The sequence below is a fragment of the Corallococcus sp. NCSPR001 genome (assembly GCF_017309135.1).
GTDB lineage: Bacteria > Myxococcota > Myxococcia > Myxococcales > Myxococcaceae > Corallococcus.
This window is the reverse complement of the sequence record NZ_JAFIMS010000002.1, coordinates 5,398,505-5,422,996: the sequence shown is the minus strand read 5'-3', so window position 1 is coordinate 5,422,996 and position 24,492 is coordinate 5,398,505. Positions and strand designations below refer to the sequence as shown.

Annotated in this window: 20 protein-coding genes; 10 read left to right on the top strand and 10 right to left on the bottom strand. The window is 70.1% G+C overall.

Going from position 1 to position 24,492, the window contains the following annotated elements:
- Window positions 1-5: 5 nt before the first annotated feature.
- The 5 genes from JYJ93_RS23935 to JYJ93_RS23915 are packed head-to-tail and all read right to left on the bottom strand — an operon-like array spanning window position 6 to window position 8,203.
- The gene (locus tag JYJ93_RS23935) at window positions 6-965 is read right to left on the bottom strand and encodes an aldo/keto reductase (protein WP_206794970.1); all 960 of its coding nucleotides are present in this window, start codon (window positions 963-965) and stop codon (window positions 6-8) included.
- Between the two features lie 34 nt (window positions 966-999).
- Entirely contained in the window at window positions 1,000-3,204 is a 2,205-nt protein-coding gene (gene glgB, locus JYJ93_RS23930; protein WP_206794968.1) for a 1,4-alpha-glucan branching protein GlgB, read from the bottom strand.
- On the bottom strand, window positions 3,201-4,535 hold the full coding sequence (locus JYJ93_RS23925) for a phosphotransferase (RefSeq protein WP_206794966.1): 1,335 nt from the start codon (window positions 4,533-4,535) through the stop codon (window positions 3,201-3,203). Before JYJ93_RS23925 ends, glgB begins: the two co-directional genes overlap by 4 nt.
- 6 nt (window positions 4,536-4,541) lie before the next feature.
- Complete coding sequence (gene treS / locus JYJ93_RS23920) at window positions 4,542-6,191, bottom strand: maltose alpha-D-glucosyltransferase (RefSeq protein WP_206794964.1); 1,650 nt, start codon at window positions 6,189-6,191, stop codon at window positions 4,542-4,544.
- Between the two features lie 17 nt (window positions 6,192-6,208).
- Window positions 6,209-8,203, bottom strand: a complete 1,995-nt coding sequence (locus tag JYJ93_RS23915; protein ID WP_206794962.1) for an alpha-1,4-glucan--maltose-1-phosphate maltosyltransferase — start codon at window positions 8,201-8,203, stop codon at window positions 6,209-6,211.
- Between the two features lie 211 nt (window positions 8,204-8,414).
- Here JYJ93_RS23915 and JYJ93_RS23910 point away from each other — a divergent pair, with 211 nt between their 5' ends.
- From JYJ93_RS23910 to JYJ93_RS23900, 3 genes are all read left to right on the top strand, one after another.
- Window positions 8,415-9,020 (top strand): sigma-70 family RNA polymerase sigma factor, encoded by a 606-nt coding sequence (locus JYJ93_RS23910; protein WP_206794960.1) that lies wholly within the window; start codon window positions 8,415-8,417, stop codon window positions 9,018-9,020.
- A gap of 128 nt (window positions 9,021-9,148) precedes the next feature.
- Window positions 9,149-9,703 (top strand): hypothetical protein, encoded by a 555-nt coding sequence (locus tag JYJ93_RS23905; protein WP_206794958.1) that lies wholly within the window; start codon window positions 9,149-9,151, stop codon window positions 9,701-9,703.
- A gap of 122 nt (window positions 9,704-9,825) precedes the next feature.
- Window positions 9,826-10,566: a hypothetical protein gene (locus JYJ93_RS23900; RefSeq protein WP_206794956.1), complete on the top strand. Its 741-nt coding sequence runs from the start codon at window positions 9,826-9,828 to the stop codon at window positions 10,564-10,566.
- Here JYJ93_RS23900 and JYJ93_RS23895 read toward each other — a convergent pair.
- From JYJ93_RS23895 to JYJ93_RS23875, 5 genes are all read right to left on the bottom strand, one after another.
- On the bottom strand, window positions 10,535-12,061 hold the full coding sequence (locus tag JYJ93_RS23895) for a HAMP domain-containing sensor histidine kinase (protein ID WP_269012409.1): 1,527 nt from the start codon (window positions 12,059-12,061) through the stop codon (window positions 10,535-10,537). The genes JYJ93_RS23900 and JYJ93_RS23895 overlap by 32 nt on opposite strands.
- Entirely contained in the window at window positions 12,058-12,732 is a 675-nt protein-coding gene (locus JYJ93_RS23890) for a response regulator transcription factor (protein ID WP_206794954.1), read from the bottom strand. The genes JYJ93_RS23895 and JYJ93_RS23890 overlap by 4 nt, the downstream gene beginning before the upstream one ends.
- A 29-nt stretch (window positions 12,733-12,761) precedes the next feature.
- Entirely contained in the window at window positions 12,762-13,724 is a 963-nt protein-coding gene (locus tag JYJ93_RS23885) for a protocatechuate 3,4-dioxygenase (protein ID WP_206794952.1), read from the bottom strand.
- Window positions 13,725-13,858: 134 nt separating this feature from the next.
- Complete coding sequence (locus tag JYJ93_RS23880) at window positions 13,859-14,200, bottom strand: hypothetical protein (protein ID WP_206794950.1); 342 nt, start codon at window positions 14,198-14,200, stop codon at window positions 13,859-13,861.
- 19 nt (window positions 14,201-14,219) lie between these two features.
- On the bottom strand, window positions 14,220-15,062 hold the full coding sequence (locus JYJ93_RS23875) for an oxidoreductase (protein ID WP_206794948.1): 843 nt from the start codon (window positions 15,060-15,062) through the stop codon (window positions 14,220-14,222).
- 103 nt (window positions 15,063-15,165) lie between these two features.
- Between JYJ93_RS23875 and JYJ93_RS23870 the strand changes: the two genes are divergently transcribed.
- From JYJ93_RS23870 to JYJ93_RS23840, 7 genes are all read left to right on the top strand, one after another.
- Window positions 15,166-16,095: a LysR family transcriptional regulator gene (locus JYJ93_RS23870; RefSeq protein ID WP_206794946.1), complete on the top strand. Its 930-nt coding sequence runs from the start codon at window positions 15,166-15,168 to the stop codon at window positions 16,093-16,095.
- Between the two features lie 140 nt (window positions 16,096-16,235).
- Complete coding sequence (locus tag JYJ93_RS23865; RefSeq protein WP_206794944.1) at window positions 16,236-17,294, top strand: alpha/beta fold hydrolase; 1,059 nt, start codon at window positions 16,236-16,238, stop codon at window positions 17,292-17,294.
- A gap of 14 nt (window positions 17,295-17,308) precedes the next feature.
- The gene (locus JYJ93_RS23860) at window positions 17,309-18,250 is read left to right on the top strand and encodes an acetoacetate decarboxylase family protein (protein ID WP_206794943.1); all 942 of its coding nucleotides are present in this window, start codon (window positions 17,309-17,311) and stop codon (window positions 18,248-18,250) included.
- The gene (locus tag JYJ93_RS23855) at window positions 18,247-18,789 is read left to right on the top strand and encodes a DUF1772 domain-containing protein (protein ID WP_206794940.1); all 543 of its coding nucleotides are present in this window, start codon (window positions 18,247-18,249) and stop codon (window positions 18,787-18,789) included. The genes JYJ93_RS23860 and JYJ93_RS23855 overlap by 4 nt, the downstream gene beginning before the upstream one ends.
- On the top strand, window positions 18,786-20,909 hold the full coding sequence (locus tag JYJ93_RS23850; protein ID WP_206794938.1) for a patatin-like phospholipase family protein: 2,124 nt from the start codon (window positions 18,786-18,788) through the stop codon (window positions 20,907-20,909). The genes JYJ93_RS23855 and JYJ93_RS23850 overlap by 4 nt, the downstream gene beginning before the upstream one ends.
- Complete coding sequence (locus JYJ93_RS23845; RefSeq protein ID WP_206794936.1) at window positions 20,893-22,668, top strand: GMC family oxidoreductase; 1,776 nt, start codon at window positions 20,893-20,895, stop codon at window positions 22,666-22,668. The genes JYJ93_RS23850 and JYJ93_RS23845 overlap by 17 nt, the downstream gene beginning before the upstream one ends.
- The gene (locus tag JYJ93_RS23840; RefSeq protein WP_206794934.1) at window positions 22,644-24,458 is read left to right on the top strand and encodes a metallophosphoesterase; all 1,815 of its coding nucleotides are present in this window, start codon (window positions 22,644-22,646) and stop codon (window positions 24,456-24,458) included. The genes JYJ93_RS23845 and JYJ93_RS23840 overlap by 25 nt, the downstream gene beginning before the upstream one ends.
- Window positions 24,459-24,492 lie beyond the last annotated feature (34 nt).

Sequence of the window (24,492 nt, the reverse complement as noted above, 5' to 3'; positions counted from 1 at the left end):
CCGCGCTAGCTCGACGACGCGCGGTCCAGCTCGCGCAGGTCGTCCGCCTCCAGCTTCAGGGAGAAGGCCCCGAGCAACTCCTTCACCTGCGGCACGGACGTGGCGCTGGCGATGGGGGCCTCCACCGTGGGCCGCGTCGCGAGCCACGCGAGCGCCACCTGCGACGGCGTGGCCCCCCGGCGCTCCGCCACCTGCTTCAGCGCGGCGACGACGCCCCAGCCCTTCGCGTTGCCGTACTTCTTGAGCACGTTGCCCGCGCGCGGTGACGCCGGCGCCGGCTGCCCCTCCTGGTACTTGCCGGTGAGGAAGCCCGCAGCGAGCCCGAAGTAGGGCGCCACGGCCAGGCCTTCCTTCCCACTCACCTGCTGGAGCGCGCCCTCGAACTTCGGGCGCTCCACCAGGTTGTACTCCGGTTGAATCACCTGGTAGCGCGCAAGCCCCAGCTTCTTCTGCGTGTCCAGCGCCGCTTGCGCGCGCTCCGCGGTGTGGTTGCTCAGGCCCAGCGCCTTCACTTTGCCCGCCTTCACCAGCGCGTCGAAGGCGCGCAGCGTCTCCTCGAAGGGCGTGTTTGGGTCGTCGTAGTGCGCGTAGTACAGGTCGATGCGCTCCACGCCCAGGCGGCGCAGGGACGCGTCCACGCTCTTCTCGATGTGCTCGCGCGTGAGGCCCTTGCCCAGCGCCGTCTCCGCGCCGACCTTCGTGGCCACCACCAGGCGGTCCTTCGCCTTGCGCGAGGCGATCCACCTGCCGAGCACCGTCTCCGATTCGCCGCCCACGTGGCCGGGGACCCACCGCGAGTACACGTCCGCAGTGTCCACGAAGTTGCCGCCGCCCTCCACGAACGCGTCGAGCACGGCGAACGAGGTCGCCTCGTCCGCCGTCCAGCCGAAGACGTTCCCGCCCAGACACAGCGGGAACACCTCCAGGCCCGTCGTTCCCAGCTTCCGCTTCGCTGCTGCCGCCATGCCCCGGTCCTTTCCGTGAGGCCGGGGCGTCGTCCTACCCCGGCGTGAACCACACCACCGACAGCGGGGGCAGGGTGAGCGTCGCGGAGGCGGGCTGCCCGTCCCATCCCGTTGGCTCCGTGTGCACCTGGCCCCGGTTGCCCATGCCGCTGCCGCCGTACTCCCCGGCGTCGGTGTTGACGAGCTCCACATAACGGCCGTGGAGCGGGAAGCCCACGCGATAATCCTCGCGGGGCACCGGCGACATGTTGGCCACGCACACCACGTGACGGCCGGGCGTGCGCGAGCGGCGCACGAAGGCCAGCACGTTCGCCGCGGACGCGTCCGGCTGCAGCCACTGGAAGCCCACGGGCTCGCTGTCCGAGTCGTACAGCGCGGGCACGTCGCGATAGACGCGGTTCAAATCGCCCACCAGCTTCTGGATGCCCTTGTGGCCCGGATCATTGAGCAGGTGCCAGTCCAGGCTCTTGTCGTGGTTCCACTCCGACGGCTGGCCGAACTCGCCGCCCATGAAGAGCAGCTTCTTGCCAGGGTGGGCCCACATCCACGCGAACAGCGCGCGCAGGTTGGCGCGCTTCTGCCACGCGTCGCCCGGCATGCGCCCGTAGAGGCTGCCCTTGCCGTGCACCACCTCGTCGTGGCTCAAGGGCAGCATGAAGTGCTCGCTGAACGCGTACAGCAGGCCGAAGGTGAGCTGGTTGTGGTGGAACTGCCGGTAGACGGCGTCCTTGGAGAAGTACGACAGCGTGTCGTGCATCCAGCCCATGTTCCACTTGAAGTGGAAGCCCAGGCCGCCCTCGCTGACGGGCTGGGACACCTTGGGCCACGCGGTGGACTCCTCCGCGATGACCACGACGCCCGGGTGCTTGCGGCGGATGGTGTCGTTGAGCTCGCGCAGGAACTGGATCGCCTCTTCGTTCTCGCGGCCACCCCAGCGGTTGGGGACCCACTCGCCGTGCTTCCGGCTGTAGTCCAGGTAGAGCATGGAGGCCACCGCGTCCACGCGCAGCCCGTCCACGTGGTACTCCTCCAGCCAGAAGAGCGCGTTGGCGATGAGGAAGTTGCGCACCTCGTTGCGGCCGAAGTTGAAGACGAGCGTTCCCCAGTCCGGCTGCGAGCCCTGGCGCGGGTCCGCATGCTCGTAGAGGGCCGTGCCGTCGAACTGGCCCAGCGCGTGGCTGTCACGCGGGAAGTGGCCCGGCACCCAGTCCACGATGATGCCGATGCCCTCCTGGTGCAGGTAGTCCACCAGGTAGCGGAAGTCGTCCGGGTGCCCGAAGCGCGAGGTGGGCGCGTAGTAGCCGCCGACCTGATAGCCCCAGGAGCCGCCGTAGGGGTGCTCCGACACGGGCAACAGCTCCACGTGCGTGAAGCCCAGCTCCTTCACGTAGCGCGACAGCTCCGGCGCCAGCTCACGGTAGGTCATGGGCCGGTCGCCGTCCTCCACCACGCGGCGCCAGCTGCCCAGGTGGACCTCGTAGACACTCCACGGGTGGTGGGCCGCGTCCACGTGCTTCCCGCGCGCCTCCAACCACGCGCTGTCGCCCCAGGAGTAGCGCTGCAGGTCATGCACCACGGACGCGGTGGCGGGCGGCGTCTCCGTGCGGAAGGCGAAGGGGTCCGCCTTGAGCAGCGCGCCGCCGCCGTGGCCGGGGCGGATCTCGAACTTATAGCGGGTGCCCTCGCCGACCTCCGGGATGAACAGCTCCCAGATGCCGGAGGACCCCATGCGCCGCATGGCGTGCAGGCGGCCGTCCCAGCCGTTGAAGTCACCCACCACGGACACGCCCCGGGCGGTGGGCGCCCAGACCGCGAACGACGTGCCCTTCACGCCGTTGTGGTGGATGAGGTGCGCGCCCATGCGCTCCCAGAGCCGCTCGTGGCGGCCCTCGCCGGCGAAGTACAGGTCCATCTCCCCGATGGTGGGCAGGAAGCTGTACGGGTCGCGCAGCGTGAAGACCTTCTTGCCCGGGTACTCCACCTCCAACAAGTAGCTGAAGGGCTCCGTGCGGCCGTTGATGCGCGCCTCGAAGACGCCGCCGGTGCGGTGCTGCATGGGTACCTTGCCGCCGAACTCCGGCAGCACGTGGATGGCCACGGCCTCCGGGCGGTAGGCGCGCACCACCACCGCGTCGCCGTCCGGGTGGACGCCCAACATGGAGTGGGGCTCCGGGTGGCTCAGCTCCACCACACGTTGCAGCTCCGCGTCCACCTGTGCTCTGTCCGCAGGCTTCCTCACTGGGCATCCTCCATCCGCAACAGGGCCTCGACGGGGATGCGCACCCAGTCCGGCCGGTTGGCGAGTTCGTAGCGCACTTCGTACAACAGCTTTTCCAGTTCGAAGGCGCGCAACATCACGTTGAAGGCCTCATCGCTGTCGGGCAGGAAGGCCGCGCCGCGCGTCGCCTGGCGGTAGCCCTCCAGGAACGCGTCGCGGGTGGGGCCCACGCGCCCGCGCGGCTGGCCGCCCTCCAGCGCCACGGTGGCCTCCGCGTAGTCGAACGAGCGGATCATCCCCGCCACGTCGCGCAGCGCGCTGTACTTCTCCCGGCGCGCGGTGAACGAGCGGGACGGCTCGCCCTCGAAGTCGAAGAACAGCCACTGGTTGTCCGAACGCAGCACCTGGCCCAGGTGCAGGTCACCGTGGATGCGGATCTTCTGGCCGGAGGGCGCCACCTGCGCCAGCCGCTTCGCGTACGCGATGAGCCCGTCGCGCTTGGACTCCAGGTCCGCGTGCAGCCGCCCGGCGTCCGCCAGCGTCACGCCCAGCTCGCCCACGATGGACGCGCTCCAGCGCTGCAGGTCCTCCTGGAGCAGCGGCTCCGGGGAGAACGCCAGGTCGTCCGGCCCCGCGGAGGCGAACGCCTTGTGCAATTCGCCCAGCCGCGCGCCCAGCTCGCGCATGTCCCCGAGGAAGCGCTCGGAGAGCGCCTTCTCCTGGCGCAGCCGCTCCAGCGTGTACTTCCAGCCGTCCACGGCGTCCGGCACGAAGCGGTGCGCCACCGCGAGCGTCGCGCCGGCGGGGCCCTCCAGGTTCAGCGCGCCCACCAGCTGCGGCGTCGCGCGGAAGTCCGTCTTCGTGGCGAGGAAGCGGCCCACCTCGTATTCGGGGTTCACGCCGGCCTCCAGCTTGCGGATGATCTTGACGATGACCCGCTCGCCCAGCACCAGCGAGGTGTTGCTCTGCTCCACGTTGAGCCGGCGCACGGTGAGCGGCTCCGGCAGCGCCACGCCGCTGTCCGTGGAGGCGATCCATTCACCCACCACGCGGCCGGAGCCGGAGGCCACCTGCTTGCCCTCGCGCGCCAGGTTGAAGACGGCGCGCACGCAGTCGTCGTCCTCCAGCGCGCTGACCAGGCCCTCCGGCGTCTGCCGGGCCTGGAGCTGGTAGCGCTCCGGGTTCCCCAACTCGTAGACGACCTCGATGATGGCCAGGGTGAAGGAGCAGGTGCCCAGCTCCATGGTCACGTGGTCCACCACGCTGACGCTCTTGATGGGCCAGGCCTTGCCCGCGAACCAACGTTGGGCCTTGAGGAAGTCGGGCAGCTTGGTCAGGTCCAGGGGGGTCACTCGGGTTTACTCCTTCGCCTGCAGCGGCTTGTCCAACCGGAACCACAGGAACATGTAGGGCCCCATCGACAGCTGATAGGGCAGGTCGCTGATGCGGGGGAACGGCGTCTCTCCAATCAACTCCACGGGGATGCTGCCTTCGAACTCGCGCAGGTCCAGCACGCCCGGCTGCGCGAAGCGCGACAGGTTGCAGACGACGAGCACCGTCTGGCCCTCCCATTCGCGCACGAAGGCCAGCACCTTGCGGTTCTCCGTGGTGAGGAAGCGCAAGGAGCCCATGGCGAACACGGGGTAGCGCTGGCGGATGCCAATCATCCGCTTCACCCACTGCAGCAGGCTGGACTTCTGCCGCTCCTGGGCCTCCACGTTGATGGACTGGTAGCCGTAGACGGGGTCCGCGATGACGGGCGCGAAGAGGCGCGCGTAGTCCGCGCGGCTGAAGCCCGCGTTGCGGTCGCCGGTCCACTGCATGGGCGTGCGCACGCCGTTGCGGTCGCCCAGGTAGATGTTGTCGCCCATGCCAATCTCGTCCCCGTAGTAGAGGACCGGCGTGCCGGGCAGGGTGAAGAGCAGGCTGTGCATCAGCTCGATGCGCCGGCGGCCGTTGTCCATCAGCGGCGCCAGGCGGCGGCGGATGCCCAGGTTGATGCGCATGCGCGGGTCGGTGGCGTACTCCCGGTACATGTAGTCCCGGTCCTCGTCCGTCACCATCTCCAGCGTCAGCTCATCGTGGTTGCGCAGGAAGATGGCCCACTGGCAGGACTCCGGGATGTCCGGCGTCTGCTGCATGATTTCGACGATGGGCGTGCGGTCCTCGCGGCGCACCGCCATGAAGAGGCGGGGCATCACCGGGAAGTGGAAGCCCATGTGGAACTCGTCGCCCTCGCCGAAGTACACGCGCACGTCGGCGGGCCACTGGTTCGCCTCCGCGAGCAGCACCTTGCCCTGGTACTCGGAGTCGATGGTTTTGCGCAGGCGCTTGAGGAACGCGTGCGTCTCTGGGAGGTTCTCGCAGTTGGTGCCCTCGCGCTCGAAGAGGTAGGGCACGGCGTCACAGCGGAACCCGTCCACGCCCATGTTGAGCCAGAAGCGCATGACGTCCAGCATGGCTTCCTGCACTTCGGGGTTGTCGTAGTTCAGGTCCGGCTGGTGGCTGAAGAAGCGGTGCCAGAAGTACTGCTTGGCCACCGGATCCCACGTCCAGTTGGAGCGCTCCGTGTCGGTGAAGATGATGCGCGCGCCCTTGTAGGACTCGTCCGTGTCGCTCCAGACGTACCAGTTGCGCTTGGGGCTGTTGGGGTCGCGCCGCGCCTCCTGGAACCAGGGGTGCTGGTCGCTGGTGTGGTTCACCACCAGCTCGATGATGATGCGCAGGCCGCGCTTGTGCGCCTCTTCCACCAGCCGCTGGAAGTCCGCCAGCGTGCCGTAGTCCGGGTGGATGCCGTAGTAGTCCGCGATGTCGTAGCCGTCGTCGCGCAGCGGGGACGGGTAGTGCGGCAGGAGCCACAGGCAGTCCACGCCCAGCTCCTGGAGGTACGGCAGCTTTTCAATCAGGCCCGGGATGTCCCCGTGGCCGTCCCCGTTGGAGTCGTGGAATGCGCGGATGTGCAGCTCGTAGATGAGCGCTTTTTTGTACCAAAGCGGATCCAGGTCCATACGCCTCTCGGAAGGGGTCACTCGAAGTAGTCGAACGCGTGTTCGGTGCGGCGGTAGCGGTACACGGCCCAGATGGCCGCGGGCTGTTCGGGCGTCAGGCGCACCTGCACGTCCGGGCCCTGCCAGAGCGAGCGCTGATCAGCCATCAGCTCCTGCACCTGATACGTCTCCTCCGCGCTGACGCCCAGCCATTCCATGGGCACGCGGAGCAATGCTTCCTGGGGCGCGTACGGATCCAGGCTCACCGCCACCAGCACCGTGCTGAGGCCGTCCGGTGAGCGCTTGCCGTAGAAGAGGACGCGGTCGTTGTCGGACTCGAAGAAGCGCAGCGCCTGGTAGTGCTGGAGCGCGGGGTGCGCCTTGCGGACGGCGTTGAGCTTCGCAATCCACCCGGAGATGTTTCCCGGCCGGTCCCAGTCCCAGGCGACCAGCTGGTACTTCTCCGAGTCCAGGTACTCCTCCTTGCCCGGCACGGGGCGGCCCTCGCACAGCTCGTAGCCGGAGTACATGCCCCACACGGACGAAAGCGTGGCGGCCAGCGCCACGCGCAGGCGGAAGGCGCCGGGGCCCGCGTTCTGGAGGTTCTCCGGGAGGATGTCCGGCGTGTTGGGCCAGAGGTTGCCGCGGAAGTAGTCCGCCACGGGCGGCTGGGTGATCTCCTCCAGGTACGTGCGCAGCTCGTCCTTGAAGAGGCGCCAGGTGAAGTACGTGTACGACTGGGTGAAGCCCACCTTGGCCAGGGCCTTCATCACCTTCGGGCGGGTGAAGGCCTCCGACAGGAAGAGCACGTCCGGGTGCAGGTCCTGCACCTCTCGGATGAGCCAGTGCCAGAACCGCATGGGCTTGGTGTGCGGGTTGTCCACGCGGAAGGTCCGCACGCCGTTGTCCACCCAGTGCAGGACGACGGACTTGAGCTCCTTCCAGAGGGCGTCCCGCGCGGGGCCCATCCAGTCGAAGTTGACGATGTCCTCGTAGCGCTTGGGCGGGTTCTCCGCCGTCTTGATGGTGCCGTCCGGGCGGTGCTGGAACCACTCCGGATGCTCCTTCACGTACGGGTGGTCCGGCGAGCACTGGAAGGCCAGGTCCAGCGCCACCTCGATGCCGTGCGCCTTCGCTGCGTCCACGAACGCGCGGAAGTCCTGCAGCGTGCCCAGCTCCGGGTGCACGGCCTTGTGGCCGCCCTCCGCGGCGCCAATGGCCCACGGGCTGCCCACGTCGCCGGGCTCCGCGCGCAGGCTGTTGTTCTTGCCCTTGCGAGCGGTGCGCCCGATGGGGTGGATGGGCGGCAGGTAGACGGTGTCGAAGCCGAGCTTCTGGATGTACGGCAGCCAGGCCTGCGCGTCCTTGAAGGTGCCGTGCGTCTTGCCGTCGCGCTTCGCGGAGCGGGGGAAGAATTCGTACCAGGCGGCGTTGCGCGCCTTCTCCCGGTCCACGAACACCTCCAGCACCTTGTCGTACCTGCTGGCGAGCGTGCGGTCCGGGTGCCGTGACGCGGCGTCCGCCAGCTCGGAGGACAGCGCGACGAGGAGGTGGTCCGGCGTGGGCGGCGTGCGCAGGCGGGCCCCTGCCTCGGCGAGCAGCCGGTGGTCCTCCGCGGCCTTGCCCTTCGCGCGCGCGGCGGCGCCTTCCAGCAGGGCGGCGCCCTCCAGCAGCTCACTCTTCACGTCGCGGCCGGCGTCCACCTTGCGCTTCAGCTCGTGCGCCCAGGTGCGGAAGAGATCCGGCCAGGCTTCAATCGTGAATTCGTAGCGGCCGTTGTTCGCGAGCGGGATGACGCCTTCCCACGCGTCGTTGTTCTTGAAGGCGAGAGGGACCTCCGCCCAGTCCGTCTTCTGGGTGGCGGGGGTGACCTGGCGCCAGCGGGCGACGGCCACGAGCACGTCGTGGCCCTCCTTGAAGATGTCCGCCCGGACGGTGAGGGTCTCCCCAGCGACGCGCTTGATGGCGTAGCGCCCCGCGTCCAGCTCCGGCTGGACGTTCTCGATGAACACGCTTCCGAGTCGTTCGGTCATATCGGCTGGCGGCCCCTTATAGGACTCTGAGTCAGTGGCTCCAGGCGGCAATGCGCGGGTGTTGTTGATTGAAGATGGCTGCTGCCTGGTCGCGTTGGCCTGTCAACGTTAGGAACGGAGGGAGCGGTCGCCCACCCCGAGGGGCTGGGTGGACGGGCTCCGATGGTTGAAGCTGGGATCCGCCCCTCCGGTTGCGGTATCCGGGACGAACATGGCGCCCAACGACTCCGCTGCCCAGCAAGCGAGTGACCTGTCGGCCGACCGCGACCTGCTGAAGCAGGTAGCGCTCGGCAGTGCGGCGGCCATGCGGGATGTCTACGCGCGGTGCTCCGCGCGGGCGTTCGCCATCGGGGTGCGGCTTCTGCCCACGCGCGCGGACGCGGAGGAGGTGCTGCAGGAGACCTTCCTGGAGGTCTGGCGGCGCGCGCGCGAGTTCGACCCGGAGCGCGGCGGACTGGAGACGTGGGTCACGACCATCGCGCGCACGCGGGCCATCGACCGGCTGCGTTCGCTGGGCACGGTGTCGCGGATGGTGGAGGGGGTGGCGCAGCAGCCTCCGCCGGTGAGCGCGACGCCGCCGTCACCGGATGACGCCGCGGGCGCGGCGCAGGACCAGGCGCGGGTGCGGGCGGCGATGGCGCAGTTGCCGCCGGAGCAGCGGGAGGTGGTGCTGCTCGGGTACTTCGACGGGCTGTCCCAGAGTGAGATCGCCAAGAAGACGGGCCAGCCGCTGGGGACGGTGAAGACGCGTGCGCGGCTGGCGTTGGAGAAGCTGGCGGTGCTGCTGGATTCGCCTCCGGTGAGCGCGTCCGGCTGAGTGCAGGACAGCAGCCCTGGTCCGCGGGGACGGGCGGTGGGGCAGGCCCCGGCCGCGTCCTCCTTGCCGCGACCCGGATGGACCCCAAACGTTGCGTCTGTTTGGAGAACCCGAGGGAGGGGGCGGACATGCGCAAGATGCGTGAGACGGGGTCAGCGTTGATGAACGCGCGGGAGATGCGGCTGGTGTTGGCCAGCGCGCCGCGCAACCTGATGGAGCTGTCCCGGCGCGAGCTGATGGGGATGGTGCGGCGCGCACGCGGCCTGGTGGACCAGTACGAGAAGCTGGCGCACCGGCTGCGCCGTGAAGCGATGCGCGTCCCCATGGGGAGCCGCGTGATGGGTGGGCGCATGGACACGCGGCGCAAGGCGGCCCTGTTCCGCAAGGCGCTGACGCGCTTCGAGTCGCAGCTGCGGCGGATGGAGATGTCGCCGGTGCGCAAGGCGAGGCCCGTGATGCGCAAGCGGCCGGCGGCGAGGAAGACGCTGAGGCCGGCGGCCCGCGCCACGCCGCGGCGCAAGAAGACGGTGGTGGCGAAGAAGTCGATGCGGCCCGCGGGCCATGCGCGCCGGGGCCCGGTGAAGGCGCGGACGCACAAGGCGCGGCGCATGCCGGCGATGAAGGCGCAGGCGCACCGGACCGTGAAGGGGCGGACGCCAGCGCGCCGGGCCGCGACGCGGTAGCGGATTCAGGGGGAGGGAAGCCGGGTCGCGTCCAGCTCGTGGCCTGGTGAGGGGGAGGGGAGCTGGACTGTGTCCGCCCCGCTTGGGGGCGGACACGGTGGGGATTGGGTAGGTTCTCGCCCATGCGCTCAGTCGACCGCGGGTTGCCACCCTTGAAGCAGGTCGCGACTCCCAGCCTCGCCCGGCTGCGAGAGATGGGCAGCGCGACGATTGCTCCGGCGGACCTGGACTCGCTGGGCGCTCCGAACGTCGAAGCGCCGGACGTGGAGGAGTATCTCAGGAAGTACGGCGCCCCTCCGGGCCCGGAGCGTGAGTGGTGGCTCGAGGCACACTGCGGCCTGGAGTTCCTCCTCTGCCTGGACCTCTACGACGGAAGCGTCAGGGTCATCGCCGAGGAGTCGGCGGAGTTCGAGCACGCCCTCGCGCATCTGCCCTTCGCGGTTGAAGCGCCCTTCCGAATGGTGCCTTCCGCGGAGGAGCGGCAGCGTCGCGCGGGCCATGGCGGCTGGGTGGTGTGCCGGGTCGACACGCATGGGAGCACGTTCGAGGTGGAGAGCTTCTCGCGTGAGCGCTCCGCACGCTGCTTCGCGAACCTCCTGGAGGCGCGCGGACACAAGCAGGGGTATTTCGTCGAGCCACGCGGCGTAGCGCCTCCACTGCCGTCTGGCGCCCCGGGGCCGTACCCATGGGTCCTGCTGCGCCAGGACGAGAACGGCGTGCGCTACGAAATCGAGCGCGCACGCCGGCCTGAACGGCTGGAGTGGCTGGCGGAGCAGTACAACAAGGAGCCTCGCCACAAGCAGCACTGGTTCGTGGAGAGGCTGCCGCCTGTCACTCCGGCGGAGACATCAGCGGACCGGTGAAGGCGACCTCCAGGCCTCCGTATTCCGACGGCGCCAGGGTCATCTTCCAGCCGTGCAGCTCCACCACGTTGTGCACGATGTGCAGGCCCAGGCCCTGACCTTGTGGCTCGCGTGTCCGCGCCGCGTTGCCTCGGAAGCGGCGCTCCAGGATCCTCGAACGCTCCTCCTCGGAGATGCCCGGCCCGTCGTCGATGACCCGCAGGTGGAAGGTCTGGTGGCGCGTCGTCTCCAGCACCACCGCCACGTGGCCGTCCTCGCGCCCGTACCGGATGCCGTTGAGCACCACGTTGCTCACCGCCTGCTCCAGCAGCGTCTCGTCGCCCATGACCCAGGTGGGCGTCGCCGGGACTCCGCTCTCCAGGGCGATTCTCTGGGGCCTCGCGATGGGCTGGTGCCGGCCCATCACCCGTGACACCAGCGCGTTCAGGTCCACCGGCGCGTGCTGCACCTGAGGTGCTCCCGCCTCCAGCCTCGCCGCCGCTCCCAGGTTGTGCACCAGCGAGGCCATGTAGTGCGCCTCGCTCATCGCGGACAGCATCAGGCCTGAGTCCAATGGCTCACCCGAGCGCATCCGCTGCTGCATCGCGGCCAGGTGTCCCTGCAACACCGTGAGCGGCGTCATCACGTCGTGCGTCGTGTTCGCCAGGAAGTCCCGCAGCGTCTGCTCGCGCGCCTGCTGATGCGCCATCCGTGCCTGGATCTCCGCTCGCGCCTGCTGGAAGGCGCGGGCCAACTCCGCGATCTCGTCGCTGCCGTTCACCGTCACGGGCTGCTCGTAGCCACTGCCCGAGGAGGCTCGCACCTCGTCCGTCAGCCGGCGCAGGCGCTGCACCACCGGCCCCAGCGCCACCACCATCGCGGACAGGAGGATGAGCGTGGGCACTCCCCAGACGTACAGCGGCGGCAGTCCCACCTCCGGCGACTCCGCGGGCTCCACCCGGCGCGCGAGCACGTACTCGCAGGGGCCTCCGTCCCAGGGCATGCGCAACAGCAGGTCCTGCACCAGCGCGCCGTCCGCCTTCGAGTAGCGGCGCACGCCCACGCCGTCGTCCTGCACGCCCTTGCGCAGCTCGTCGTCCAACGCCGGGGCCTGCGGGTTTTTCGAAACGAACCGCCCGTCGAACGGGTAGAGGCTCACCGGCGGCAGGCGCCGCCCCGGCGGCCCCCGGCGCGGCGGACCTTCGTCCCCGGGCCTGGGGCCTCCCACCGCGGGCCTCGTGCCCGCAGGCTCGTTTGGCGCGACGGTGCCGTCGTGCAGGAATTCGCGCTCCCAGGGTGGACGCTGGGGTGAGCGGGAGCGGACCATCCAGGTCTCGGGCGCGGCCTCGCAGCGCTCGCGGCCCCCGGACTGCATCTGCGACATCGTGGACGCGATGATGACCTCGTCCGTCGTGCGGCGGCGCACCGAGTGCTCCACCTGCACCAGGGCGAACACCGCGGGCACCGTCACCGCCACCGCCGTGAGCGCCAGCCGCAGCCGCAGCCGCAGCTTCACGCATCCTCCCCGGGCACCAGCCGGTAGCCCACGCCCCACACCGTCTCCACGCACTTCACCGGCCCCAGCTTGCGCCGCAGCCGCGACACGTGGACGTCCAGCGTGCGCTCCGTGCCCTCACGCTCCGGATCCAACACGTGCTCCACCAGCCACTGCCGCGTCACCGCCTCCCGCGGCCTGCGCGCCAGCGCCGCGAGCAGCCCGAACTCCACCCGCGTGAGCTCCACCGGCCGCCCCTGCACCTGCACCGTGTGCCCCTGCAGGTCGATGCGCAGCGGGCCCACCTCCACCACCGCCTGCTCCTTCTGCAGCGTGGGCCGGCGCAGGCGCGCTCGCACGCGCTCCACCAGTTCCTCCGGCCAGAAGGGCTTCGTCATGTAGTCGTCCGCGCCCAGCTTCAGCGCCCGGACCTTGTCCAGCGTGTCGTTGCGCGCGCTCAGGATGAGCACGGGCACCTCCGAGAAGGTCCTCAGCGCCTTGAGCATGTCCAGGCCGTAGGTGCCCGGCAGCATCAGGTCCAACACCACGAGGCTCACGTCCGGCAGGTCGCCGGACACCAGCAGCCGGCCCTCGCGCCACCACACGGGCTCGAAGCCCGCGCCGCGCAGGTGCCCGACAATCTGGGACCCGAGCGGGTCGTCATCCTCCACCAGCAGGATGCGGTCGCCCATGCGTCATGCCTCCGGTCGGACACACTAAGTCACGACCTGCCACCGTCGAAGCCCGGCGGGGGACCCATGCCACCGTCGCCACCTGGCGGGGGACCGCCGGGTCCACCCCCGCCGCCGCTGCCACCCGGCATGGCGCAGGACGCATTGTTCAACGACGAGCGGATGACCAGCGTCTTGGACGCCAGCATCGCGCCGTCCGGCATGCGCTGCGTGGCGAAGAGATAGTCGCCCACCGCGTCCCCGGAGACCACCGTGTCGTTCTGGTTGGTCGTGTCGCGCTCGCCACGCGTGTTGTAGAGCGGCTGGTGGTTGACGATGTCGTCGCTCGTCGAGTCGTCGAAGAAGAGCTGCGACGTGACGAACTCCTGGCCGTTCACTCGCACCGTGAAGTGGATGTGGATGGTGCGGCTGCTGTACCAGCCGGGGAAACACGTATCGAAGTCCACGCGCCCGTTGGCGTCCGTGGTCTGCACGCCTCGGAACCACCGCGCCGCTCGGGCCGTGGCGTCACCGGACGTGCAGAAGTCGCTCGCGTCCTCGCCGGAGTACAGGCCCTCCGGGCCCGCGTGCCAGATGTCCACCGTGGCGTTCGGAATGGGCTGGCAGGCCTCGTCCACGACGAGGAAGGCCAGGCGTACCGGCAGGCCGTCATGGCCCTCGCTGATGTCCTTGCGGTCCACCGTGGTCGCGTAGCAGGGCCCCAGCGTGGCCTCGCAGGCGAGGTTGCACACCGTGCCCAGGCCGGACGCGAACGGATCCGGATACGCGGCGGCGGCCGTCATCGCCGCGGTGCCGCCCGTGGCCCAGAAGCCCGGATCCACCACGCCCGCGTCGGTGCCGGTGTTCGTGTCGCCGCCCGTCGTGTCGTCGCCACCGCAGGCGACCAACAGCTTCGCCACGGGAACCGCGGCCAGCGACAGGCCAATGCCGCGCAGGATGCTCCGGCGCGTGATGACCTTGGGGGAAAGGTCCTGAGGGGATTCGCTCTTCATCCGGGGTTCCTCCGGGAGCTCGGGAGCCAGGGGCGGCGGCAGTGCCGCCCACGGGACCGCCCGGGGCTGACCGGACGGCGAACCGGGTTATTTCGAGAGAACCTTAAGCAATCCTTGCGCGGAAGGACCGCGGCTCAGGAAAAGCGCACCCGGAAGGCGGCGAGCAGCGGACCCGCCGCCCGTCCGTCCGCCGTGGATTTCGGGCCGCCCTCGGGGAGCGTCGTGCCCAGCTCCTCCAGCGCGGGCTTCATGGCCTCGAAGGCGTGGAGCGCTTCCGGCGCGTTGTCGAAGAAGCGCGGATGCGACAGCCAGCCGGAGATGCCGCAGGAGACAACGTGGAAGGACCGCGAGTCGTCCGCTTCGTAGGTGAGTCGCGACAGGCCACGGAAGCCCTCGTCCCGCACGATGGTGCCGCCCTGGCTGCCCATGCCCCCGAGCGTCGCGCCGCCCTCGTAGTCGCTCCAGTCCGTGCTCATGCCCCACGCATAGCATCGCTCAGTCGAAGTCGGTGGAGCGGGTGACGGCCTCCCATGCGGCGATCTCCTCGGAGAGACGGTCGAGCTTCGCCCGGACCAGCCGCAGCGCGTCCGTGCCGAGCAGCAGGTGCACGGGCGGAGATTCCGCCTCCACGACCTCCAGCAGGATGCGCGCGGCCCGGGCCGGGTCTCCGGCCTGGCGGCCACTCTTCTGCTGTCGCGCCTGGCGGATGGGGTCGAAGAGGGCGTCGTAGTCCGCGATGCTCCGGCCCGAGCGCACCATGGAGCGGCCGGCCCAGTCCGTGCGGAACGAGCCCGGCGCGATCGCTGTGACCCGGACGCCGAAGTCCTTCACCTCCTGCGCCAGCGCCTCCGAGATGCCCTCGAGCGCGAACTTGCTTCCGCAGTAGTACGAGATGCCGGGCAGGGTGATGAAGCCGCCCATCGAGGTGACGTTGACGATGTGGCCCGAGCGGCGCTGGCGCATCTCCGGCAGCACCGCCTTGATCATCGCGACCGCGCCGAAGACGTTGACGTCGAACTGCCGCCGCAGATCCTCCAGCGGGGACTCCTCCAGGGTGCCCTCGTGGCCGTAGCCCGCGTTGTTCACCAGCACGTCGACGGGGCCCACGGCCTCTCGCGCCCGGGCGACCACCGACGGAATCGCCTGGAAGTCCGTCACGTCCAGCACGACGCCGTGGGCGAGGGTGGGGTGCTGGCGCGCGAAGGCCTCGCGGGCCTCCTCGCTTCGCACCGTCCCGATGACGGTGTGGCCCGCGTCCAGCGCTGCCCGCGAGAACGCCTGGCCGAAGCCCGAACTGACGCCGGTGATCAGGAAGACCTTGTGCCGTGTGCCGCTCATCTCGCCGCGCCTTTCGCGTGGGGTGGAGAGCCTCTCCTATCGCCCCGCCATTCATCGGACCATGCGGTATGAACCGGATGGGCTCTTCGGAATCGGAGGTAGAATGCGCGGAAGCGAATTCGCGGACCTGCGGGCGTTCGTCACCATCGCCGAGCAGGGCAACTTCACCCGGGCGGCGGCGCGGCTGCGCATCTCTCCTTCCACGCTGAGCGAGACCCTTCGCGCCCTGGAGGAGCGCCTGGGCGTGCGGCTCTTGAACCGCACGACGCGGAGCATGTCCCTCACGGAGGCGGGGACGCGGCTGCTCGCGCGGTTCAAGCCCGCGATGGAGGAGATGGACGCGGCCGTGGAGGCGGTCCGCCACCTGCGCGACACGCCAACGGGCACCGTGCGCCTGCACCTGCCCCGGCTCGCGTCGGCGTCGCTCCTGGAGCCGCTGCTGGGCCGCTTCCGCGAAGCGTATCCGGACATCGTCCTGGAGCTGTCCATCGACGACGCGGCCACCGACATCGTGGCGAAGGGCTTCGACGCCGGCATCACGCTGGGTGAGCTGCTGGAGAAGGACATGATCGCCGTGCCGCTGGGCGGCACGCTCCGGCAGCTCGCGGTGGCATCGCCGGAATACCTCGCGCGCCACGGCAGGCCTCGCACGCCCGCGGACCTGCACGCGCACCGCTGCATCAACTGGCGCAAGCCCGGCAGCACCCGGCTGTATTCATGGGAGTTCCAGAAGGATGGCCACTGGGTCTCCATCGCGGTGGAGGGGCCGCTCATCGTCTCGCATCGCGACGTGGCGCTGACCGCCGCGGCCCAGGGCGTGGGCATCGCGTTCGCCTACTGGTCCGAGCAATGGCTCCGCCCCCTGCTCGACGCGGGGAAGCTGGTGCCGGTGCTGGAGGAGTTCTCGCCGCCGTTCCCGGGCTGGTACCTCTACTACCCGAAGCAGCGCTACACGCCCGCGGCGGTCCGCGCGTTGGTGGACTTCCTGCGCCGCGAGACGAAGCCCCCGGCGCGCGGCTCCCGCAAGAGATGACGCGGGCGGCGTGACAGGGAGGCGCCGCGCCATCGGCCGCGGACCCGGGCTGGCGCAGCGGGCGGTGTCCCGGGTGGGGTTGCACGCCGGTTGTCGGCCCTCGCGCACCGACCAACGTTTGCGGTGTGGGGGATGCCGTCATGTCCGCGGAAACAATCCATGAGCCGCGCTACACCGAGGAGATCGTTCCCTTCCTCGCGGGTGACGGCCGCGCGCTGCACCTGGTTCACCTGCGCGGTGTCGAGAAGGCGGACAAGGGGCCGGTGGTGCTGGTGCACGGCGCCGGCGTGCGCGGGAACATCTTCCGCGCGCCGGTGCGCCAGACCGTCGTGGATGCGCTGATTGAAGACGGCTACGACGTGTGGCTGGAGAACTGGCGCGCCAGCATGGACGTGGAGCCGGGCGAGTGGACCCTGGACCAGGCCGCCGTCCTGGACCACCCGCCCGCCATCCGCACCGTGCGGGAGAAGACGGGCGCGGACAAGCTCAAGGCCATCATCCACTGCCAGGGCTCCACCAGCTTCACCATGGCCGCGGTGGCGGGGCTCCTTCCGGAGGTGGACCTCATCATCACCAACGCGGTGTCGCTGCACCCGGTGGTGCCCGGGACGGCGAAGGTGAAGCTGCACTACGCCGTGCCGCTGGTCGCGCACCTGACGCCCTTCCTGGATCCGCAGTGGGCCTACGGCGGCCCCACGCGCACGGCCCGGATGCTGACGCGCGTGGTGCAGGCCACGCATCACGAGTGCGACAACCTGGTCTGCCGCTGGACGAGCTTCACCTACGGCACGGGCTTCCCGGTGCTCTGGCGCCACGAGAACCTCAACGCCCAGACGCACGACTGGCTCCAGCACGAGTTCGGCCCCGTGCCCTTCAGCTTCTTCAAGCAGATGGACCAGTGCGTGCGCGCCGGCCACCTGGTGCCCGTGGAGGGCTTCCGCGCGCTGCCAGAGGACCTGGGCGTGCGCGAGCCCCAGACGGACGCGCGCTTCGTCTTCTTCGCGGGCGAAGAGAACCGCTGCTTCCTCGCGGAGAGCCAGCGCCGCAGCTTCGAACATCTGGAGCACTTCCACCCGGGCCGGCACGCGCTGCACGTCCTGCCGGGCTACGGCCACCTGGACGTCTTCATGGGCAAGCGCGCGTCCCAGGACGTCTTCCCCCTCATCCTCTCCGAGTTGGATCGCACGACGGTCCACTGACGAAAGGCAACGCCATGTTCCTGCCTCGACGCATCCAGACCCAGTACGGCCGCTATTCGCGGGTGGATGACATCCCGTACGCGCTGCCGGTGGACTCGAAGGGGGCGCCGGCGATGCTGGCCGCCTTCACCGTGGACGCCCGCCGCGCGGCGGCCCTGCTGCCCGGCAACGAATTGCACCCGCTGCGCGTGTCGCGCGACCGGAGCGTGCTGCTCGTCTCCGTCATCGACTACAAGCGGACGGACATCGGCGCGTACATCGAGTTCAGCATCGCGCTCGCGTGCACGCACGGACGCAGGCCCGCGCCGCCGCTGTTGCCCCTGCTGTTCCAGAAGCGCTTCGGCGTGGGGCAGTACGTGGTGGACCTGCCGGTGAACACGGAGATCTCCGTGAAGGGCGGCAAGGGCATCTGGGGCATGCCCAAGCACCTGGCCCGCCTGGACTTCCAGGTGGAGAGCGGCTCCGTGAGCAGCCGCTACGAGGAGGGCGGCCAGCAGGCGGTGCGCGTGCGCATCGAGCGGCCGAAGCTCGCGTGGCTGCCCTTGCGGATGGCGGCGGTGAACTACTGCGCCTTCCGGGGGATGCTGATGAAGTCCACCATCTACTTCCGGGGCCGCTTCGGCTTCCGGTTGGGGAAGCGCGCGTGGGGGACGCTGGAACTGGGGGACCATCCGCGCGTGCAGGCGCTGCGGGACCTGAGCATCTCCCCGAGCCCCTTCTTCACCGGGTTCTTCCCGTCGTCCAGCGGCGTGCTGGATGACCACTGCGAGGCGTGGTTCCTCACCCAGCCCACGCTGCCTCCGGACACCTATCCGGAGGGGCTCGAGAGCGTGGTGGACCTGGGGCAGGACCAGACGCCCATGCCGCCTCCGGAGGCGGACGGCGCTCCGCCGAGGGCGCTCCAGGCCGTGGCGCCGGTGCCCGAAGCACGCCCGCGTGAGGAAGCGCGGCCATGAAGCGCGGCGGCCGTCTGGATCTGGCGAACGCGTGCCTGCTGTTCCTGTGCACGTCCATGTACCTGGGCACGGGCTGGTCGCTGATCCTCTTCTCGTTCCCCATCGCGCCCCGGCTCACGGTGGACAACTACTACCTGCAGTTCGTGCCGCAGGTGCAGGCGGCCACCCGGTTCTTCACCTGGATGACGGCGGTGATGCTGCTGTCCGCCGGAGTGCTGGCGTGGCGCGAGCGCAAGACGGCCCTGCGCTGGTACCCCGTGGGCGTGGGGGTGGCGGTGGTGGTGGCCACGCTGCTCACGCGCATCTACATCTTCCCGTACAACGACGAGATGGCGGCGGGCATCACGTCGCCTGAACGGCTGAGAGAGGTGCTGGACGCGTGGATGCGGATGAACCGCATCCGCGTGGGGCTGTGGACGGTGCAGTGGCTGCTCACGCTGGGCTACTTCGTGCACCGGGTGCTGCGCGCGGAGCAGCCCGCTGGGGAGCGCTGGCGCATGGGGCTGTCCGTGCCGCCGCGCCGGGAGGCCCACGCATGAGCCCGGCCGCGTCGCGATGGTTGGAGCGCCAGGCCCGCGTCAACGGAAGGCCCTGGCGCTGGGCGCTCGCGGCCATCGGATGGATCACCGTCGTCACTGGCGCGGCGCAGATGTTCATGCCGGGGCTGGAGCTGAGGCTGTTGCACGCGGATGCGTCCGCCGCGCCCGCGCACTTCTTCCGCATCGTGGGCATGTTCATGGTGCTGTTCGGCGGCCTGCTCCTGCACGGCCTGCACGAGCCCCGGGCGAACCCCGCCGCCTTCCTGTGGACCGGCCTCCAGAAGGTGGGCGCCTGCGGCATGGTGGCGGTGGGCGTGGCGCGCGGCGTGCTGTCGCCCCTGGCGCTGGGGGTGGCGGCGTTCGACGCGCTGTCCGCCGTGCTGGTGTTGGGGTTCTACGCGTCGCTGCGCCAGCGCGAGCAGATCATCACCGTGCTCAGGCCAGAGACGGAGGAAGCGGCTCCAGAGGTCACCACCCCCTCCGTCAGCGCGCTGCGGATCGCGGAGGCGACCCGGAACGGCGTGCCGACTCCGCGGCGGCCCGTGCGCACGTTCGGGGAGGGCGCGGCCGTCCCGTCCTTCCCGGCGGAGGCGCCCCGGCGCTCGCTGGTGCTCGCGGGCGGTGGCATGCGCGTCGCGTGGCAGGCGGGCGTGCTGCGCGCGCTGACGGACGCGCGGCTGTCCTTCTCCCACGCGGACGGCACCTCCGGCGGCATCATCACCCTGGCGATGTGGCTGTCCGGCCAGTCCCCCGCGGAGATGTGCGAGCGGTGGCGGACGCTGGACGTGAAGGACTTCGTGTCGCTGATGCCGCTGGATGAATACGCGCGGCCCTGGAAGCTCGGCTCGCTGGGGGACGCGGACGGCATCGTCCAGCGCGTCTTCCCGAACCTGGGCGTGGACGTGGACGCCATCCGCGCGAACCGCGAGCGCTCCGGCACCTTCAACGTGTGCGACTTCACCCGGAAGACGAACGAGGCCATCCCGCACACGGAGGTGGACCGCGACCTGCTGGTGGCCGGCATTTCCCTGCCGCTCTTCATGCCCCCGGTGGCGAAGGACAGCCACCTGTACCTGGACTCGGTGTGGATCCAGGACGCCAACGTGCTGGAGGCCGTGCGCCGGGGCGCGGACGAGGTGTGGATCGTCTGGTGCATCGGCAACACGCCCCGGTACGCCAACGGCTTCTTCCGCCAGTACGTCCACATGATTGAACTGAGCGCGAACGGCGCGCTCTTCGCCCAGCTGAAGCAGGTGCGCGAAATGAACGCGCGCATCCTCGCGGGCGAGCACGTGCCGGGACATTCGCGGCCCGTCACCGTGCACCTCATCAAACCCGAGCACCCGCTGCCCCTGGACCCGGACTTCTACGCGGGCCACATCACGGCCGAGACCCTCATCGACCAGGGCTACTCGGACGCCTGCCGCTACCTGGCGACAGCGGACGGCCAGGGCCTGCCCCTCACCCCGGAGATCACCCAGATGACCGAACCCGCCTATGACCTGAGCTTCCGCGAGACCATGTCCGGTCCGCTCGCGATGGGCACCACCGACCCCGAGGCCGGCGCCCACGACGGGCGCTCCACGCCCTTCACCATGCACTGCACCATCACCATCGACGACATGGAGGCGTTCATCCGCGATCCGGACCACACGGCCCGGCTGGTGGCGCACGTGCAATACAAGCCGCTGGGCATGGACCTGCCCGTGCGCGAGGGGAGCTTCAACCTCTTCCGCGCCACGGATGATCCCCGCACGAAGATCATGACCTACGGCCTGCGCTTCCAGGCGAACGGCCAGGACTACTACCTGGACGGCACGAAGACGCTGCGTGACGACCCGGGCCCGGACCTCTGGCGCGACACCACGCGGCTCTACAGCTACCTGCACGCGGGCCTGGACGCGCGCGGCCCGGTGGTGGGCGCGGGCGTCCTGGTGCTGGGCATGCGCGAGCTGCTCCACCTGGTGTCCAGCATGCGCTCGTCACGCGGGGGCGTGGAGGGCGCGGAGATGATGGCCCGCTTCGGCCACCTGTTCCTGGGCGCGCTCTGGGACCTCTACGCCCCGGAGGCGCCGGTGCGCGAGCGCGAAGAGGAGGCCCCGCATGGCCACGAGGGATGAGCACTTCGACGTCGTCATCGTGGGCTCGGGCTTCGGTGGTTCGGTGATGGCGTGGCGCCTGGCGGAGGCCGGCCTGCGGGTGTGCGTGCTGGAGCGGGGCAAGGCGTATCCCCCGGGCTCCTTCGCGCGCAGCCCGCACGACATGCGCCGCAACTTCTGGGACCCGAGCAAGGGCCTGCACGGCTTGTTCAACCTCTGGTCCTTCCAGGGCCTGGGCGGCGTGGTGTCCGCCGGGCTGGGCGGCGGGTCGCTCATCTACGCGAACGTGCTCTTGCGCAAGGACGAGAAGACCTTCATCCACGAGGACCTGCATGACGGTGGCTACGAGGACTGGCCCGTCACCCGCGCGGACCTGGAGACGCACTACGACGCCGTGGAGCGGATGATGCACGTGCAGCGCTATCCGCTGGAGCATCCGCCGTACAACTCCACCGCGAAGACGCTGGCCATGAAGCTCGCGGCCGAGCGCCTGGGCCGCGCGGGCGACTGGCAACTTCCGCCGCTGGCCGTGACGTTCGGCAACCCCGGCGAGGCGCCCGTCCCGGGCGAGCCCATCCGCGAGGAGCATCCCAACCTCCATGGCCGCACGCGCACCACCTGTCACCTCTGCGGCGAGTGTGACGTCGGCTGCAACACGGGCAGCAAGAACACGCTCGATTACACGTACCTGTCCGCGGCGAAGCGCGCGGGGGCGGAGCTGCGCACGCGCGCGGAGGTGACGGAGCTGTGGCCCGCGGAAGGCGGCGGCTATGTGGTGCGGTACCTGGACCACACGGACACGCCGGAGGACGTGCCTCGCGAAGGTCCCCAGTCCCTGCTGCCGCGCAGCACCGTGACGGCGGATCGGCTGGTGCTGGCGGCGGGCACGTTCGGCACCCCGTTCCTGCTCTTGAAGAACCAGCGGAACTTCCCCGGGCTGAGCGGACGGTTGGGCACGCGCTTCTGCGGCAACGGAGACCTGCTGGGCTTCATGCGCCAGTGCCACGATTCGAGCACCGGCAAGCAGCTGCCGCGCATCCTGGAAGGAGGGCACGGGCCGGTCATCACCAGCGCGCTGCACTTCCGGAGCCGGGAGGAGGGCGGCACCGGCCGGGGCTACTACATCGAGGACGCGGGCTACCCGGAGTTCGTCAACTGGCTCTACGAGGGCGCGCACCAGGTGCCGTTGATGGAGCGCGGCCTCAAGCTGGCGTGGCGCCTGATTCGCGGGTGGACGGGGCGCACGCACGACTCCGACGTGAGCGAGGAGATCGCCGAGCTGCTCGGGGACTGCCTGGGCTCCGCGACGTCGTTGCCGCTGCTGGGCATGGGGCGCGACCTCCCCAACGGCCACATGCGGCTGACGGACGACGGGATGCTGGCCATCGACTGGCGGATGAGCGCCTCGCGCGAGTACTTCAATGACGTGCGCCAGTCGATGGCGGACATCGCCCGGACGCTGGAGGGGAAGCTGGTGCAGAACCCGCTCAGCTACTTGAGCCGCGTCATCACCGTGCACCCGCTGGGCGGCTGTCCCATGGGCCACGGGCCGGACGAGGGCGTGGTGGACGCGATGGGTGAAGCCTTTGGCCACCCGGGGCTGTACGTGGCGGATGGCTCGATGATGCCGGGCCCCGTCGGGCCCAATCCGAGCCTCACCATCGCGGCGCTCGCGGACCGGTTCGCGGATGCGCTCATCGATTCGTACCGCAGGGGCACCCGGGGACGTGCGTGGCAGGTGAGGGAGGAGGGGCCATGGCCGTCCGTGCCTCCGATGTGAGCCGCCTCCCGGGCCAGCGCGTCGAGCCCGAGCCCCAGACACCTCCGGGCCGGAAGATGGTGTCGTGGTACGACCCGGCCGTGCTCGCGAAGTCGGGCATGAAGGCGCTGCTGTCCGGGACGTTTGGAAAGCAGGCGGACCGGCGGCTGCTGGATGCCGTGTCCCGGCCGCAGCCGCTGTCGTTCGACTACTCGGTGGACGACACCGGCCATCCGCGCGACGAGCTGTGGCTGGACTACGTGGCGGACCTGGGCGACGGCTGGGACTCCACCTACGCGGTGGCGTCCACCGTGATGGCGCCGGAGCTGGCGCTCACGGACGAGGACGGCAGGACGCATGTCACGCGGGGCGGCGACGTGCTCGTGTTCGGCGGAGACGAGGTCTATCCGACCGCGAGCGTGGACGAGTACCAGGCGCGCACGGTGGTGCCGTACGAGGACGCGCTGAACCAGCGGCGCCACCGGCCGCACCTGTTCGCGGTGCCTGGCAACCATGATTGGTATGACGGGCTGGTGTCCTTCACGCGCCTGTTCTGCCAGGGCCGGCGCTCCAATGGCTGGCGCACGCAACAGCAGCGCAGCTACTTCGCGCTGAGGCTGCCGCACGGCTGGTGGCTCCTGGGCACGGACTTCCAACTGGAGTCCGACCTGGACGCGCCGCAGGTGGAGTTCTTCCAGAAGGTGGCCGGGCAGATGCGCGCCACGGACCGCGTCATCCTCTGCAACGCGGAGCCGGCGTGGGTGAAGCAGCAGGTGATGCCTCACGCGGGGCGCGGCTTCCTGGACCACAACATCGACTTCCTGGAGCAGAAGGTGCTGGGCAAGAAGGTGAGCGTCTTCCTGGCGGGGGACCTGCACCACTACCGCCGGCACGAGAACGCGGACGGGCGGCAGAAGATCATCGCGGGTGGGGGAGGGGCGTTCCTGCATCCCACGCACCTGCCCAGGGTGGATCAGAGTCCAGGCGGTTTCGTGCAGAAGGCGAGCTATCCGCCGCGGGAGACGTCCCAGTGGCTCGCCTGGCGCAACCTGGCGTTCACCGCGCTCAACCCGTGGTTCGGCCTGTTCATGGGGGTCGTCTACACGATGCTGGGCTGGGGCGTGGCCGCGAACCTCAACGCGGGGGCGGTGGGCGCCCCTTCGTTCCGGGAGCTCATCAACGCGGCGTTGCAGAGCACGGGCTCCATGGTGCTGGGGGCCGGCGTGGTGCTGGGCGCGGTGGGGTTCGCGGACGGCCGGCGGGGACCGCGCTGGAAGAAGGCCGCTGGCGTGATGCATGGACTGGCGCACATGGGGGTGGCGCTGCTGCTCACCTGGGGCGTGTCCGCCGTCGCCGCGCCGCTGGCGGCGGAGCTTCAGTGGAGCCTGCGGCGGGACCTCCTCAGCGGGCTGCTGCTGTTGGGCGGCGGGGCGCTGGTGGGGCCGCTGGTGGTGGGCGTGTACCTGCTGCTGTCGCTCAACGTGTTCTCCTGTCACCCCAACGAGGCGTTCTCGTCGCTGTCGATTCCGGACTGGAAGAACTTCCTGCGGCTCCACTTCGACGCGGACGGTCAGCTCACGGTGTACCCGGTGGGTTTCCGGCGGGTGCCTCGGCGGTGGACGCGCGGACGTTCTCCGGAGGAGCCGGTGTGGGTGCCGGACCCGGCGGACACGCGGGCGACACCGCCCCGGCTCATCGAGCCGCCCATCGTCATTGGCCGGACAAAGGCGCTTCCGGGGATGCTGGAGACCGGTCCACCTGGACCCACGGACATGCTGGTGGACGAACATCCGCCCGGCGGAGCGGTTTGAGTAGCGGGGCCCGAAGGCCTACGCTGCTGACCCC

Bases quoted from the DNA above. Each gene is read 5' to 3' on its own strand.
- JYJ93_RS23935 (WP_206794970.1), bottom strand. From the start codon at position 965: ATGGCGGCAGCAGCGAAGCGGAAGCTGGGAACGACGGGCCTGGAGGTG.
- treS (WP_206794964.1), bottom strand. From the start codon at position 6,191: ATGGACCTGGATCCGCTTTGGTACAAAAAAGCGCTCATCTACGAGCTG.
- JYJ93_RS23880 (WP_206794950.1), bottom strand. From the start codon at position 14,200: ATGAGCACGGACTGGAGCGACTACGAGGGCGGCGCGACGCTCGGGGGC.
- JYJ93_RS23850 (WP_206794938.1), top strand. From the start codon at position 18,786: ATGAGCCCGGCCGCGTCGCGATGGTTGGAGCGCCAGGCCCGCGTCAAC.
- JYJ93_RS23890 (WP_206794954.1), bottom strand. From the start codon at position 12,732: ATGGGCGACCGCATCCTGCTGGTGGAGGATGACGACCCGCTCGGGTCC.
- JYJ93_RS23915 (WP_206794962.1), bottom strand. From the start codon at position 8,203: ATGACCGAACGACTCGGAAGCGTGTTCATCGAGAACGTCCAGCCGGAG.
- JYJ93_RS23905 (WP_206794958.1), top strand. From the start codon at position 9,149: ATGCGCAAGATGCGTGAGACGGGGTCAGCGTTGATGAACGCGCGGGAG.
- JYJ93_RS23865 (WP_206794944.1), top strand. From the start codon at position 16,236: ATGTCCGCGGAAACAATCCATGAGCCGCGCTACACCGAGGAGATCGTT.
- JYJ93_RS23885 (WP_206794952.1), bottom strand. From the start codon at position 13,724: ATGAAGAGCGAATCCCCTCAGGACCTTTCCCCCAAGGTCATCACGCGC.
- JYJ93_RS23860 (WP_206794943.1), top strand. From the start codon at position 17,309: ATGTTCCTGCCTCGACGCATCCAGACCCAGTACGGCCGCTATTCGCGG.
- JYJ93_RS23870 (WP_206794946.1), top strand. From the start codon at position 15,166: ATGCGCGGAAGCGAATTCGCGGACCTGCGGGCGTTCGTCACCATCGCC.
- JYJ93_RS23875 (WP_206794948.1), bottom strand. From the start codon at position 15,062: ATGAGCGGCACACGGCACAAGGTCTTCCTGATCACCGGCGTCAGTTCG.
- JYJ93_RS23855 (WP_206794940.1), top strand. From the start codon at position 18,247: ATGAAGCGCGGCGGCCGTCTGGATCTGGCGAACGCGTGCCTGCTGTTC.
- JYJ93_RS23840 (WP_206794934.1), top strand. From the start codon at position 22,644: ATGGCCGTCCGTGCCTCCGATGTGAGCCGCCTCCCGGGCCAGCGCGTC.
- JYJ93_RS23845 (WP_206794936.1), top strand. From the start codon at position 20,893: ATGGCCACGAGGGATGAGCACTTCGACGTCGTCATCGTGGGCTCGGGC.
- JYJ93_RS23900 (WP_206794956.1), top strand. From the start codon at position 9,826: ATGCGCTCAGTCGACCGCGGGTTGCCACCCTTGAAGCAGGTCGCGACT.
- JYJ93_RS23910 (WP_206794960.1), top strand. From the start codon at position 8,415: ATGGCGCCCAACGACTCCGCTGCCCAGCAAGCGAGTGACCTGTCGGCC.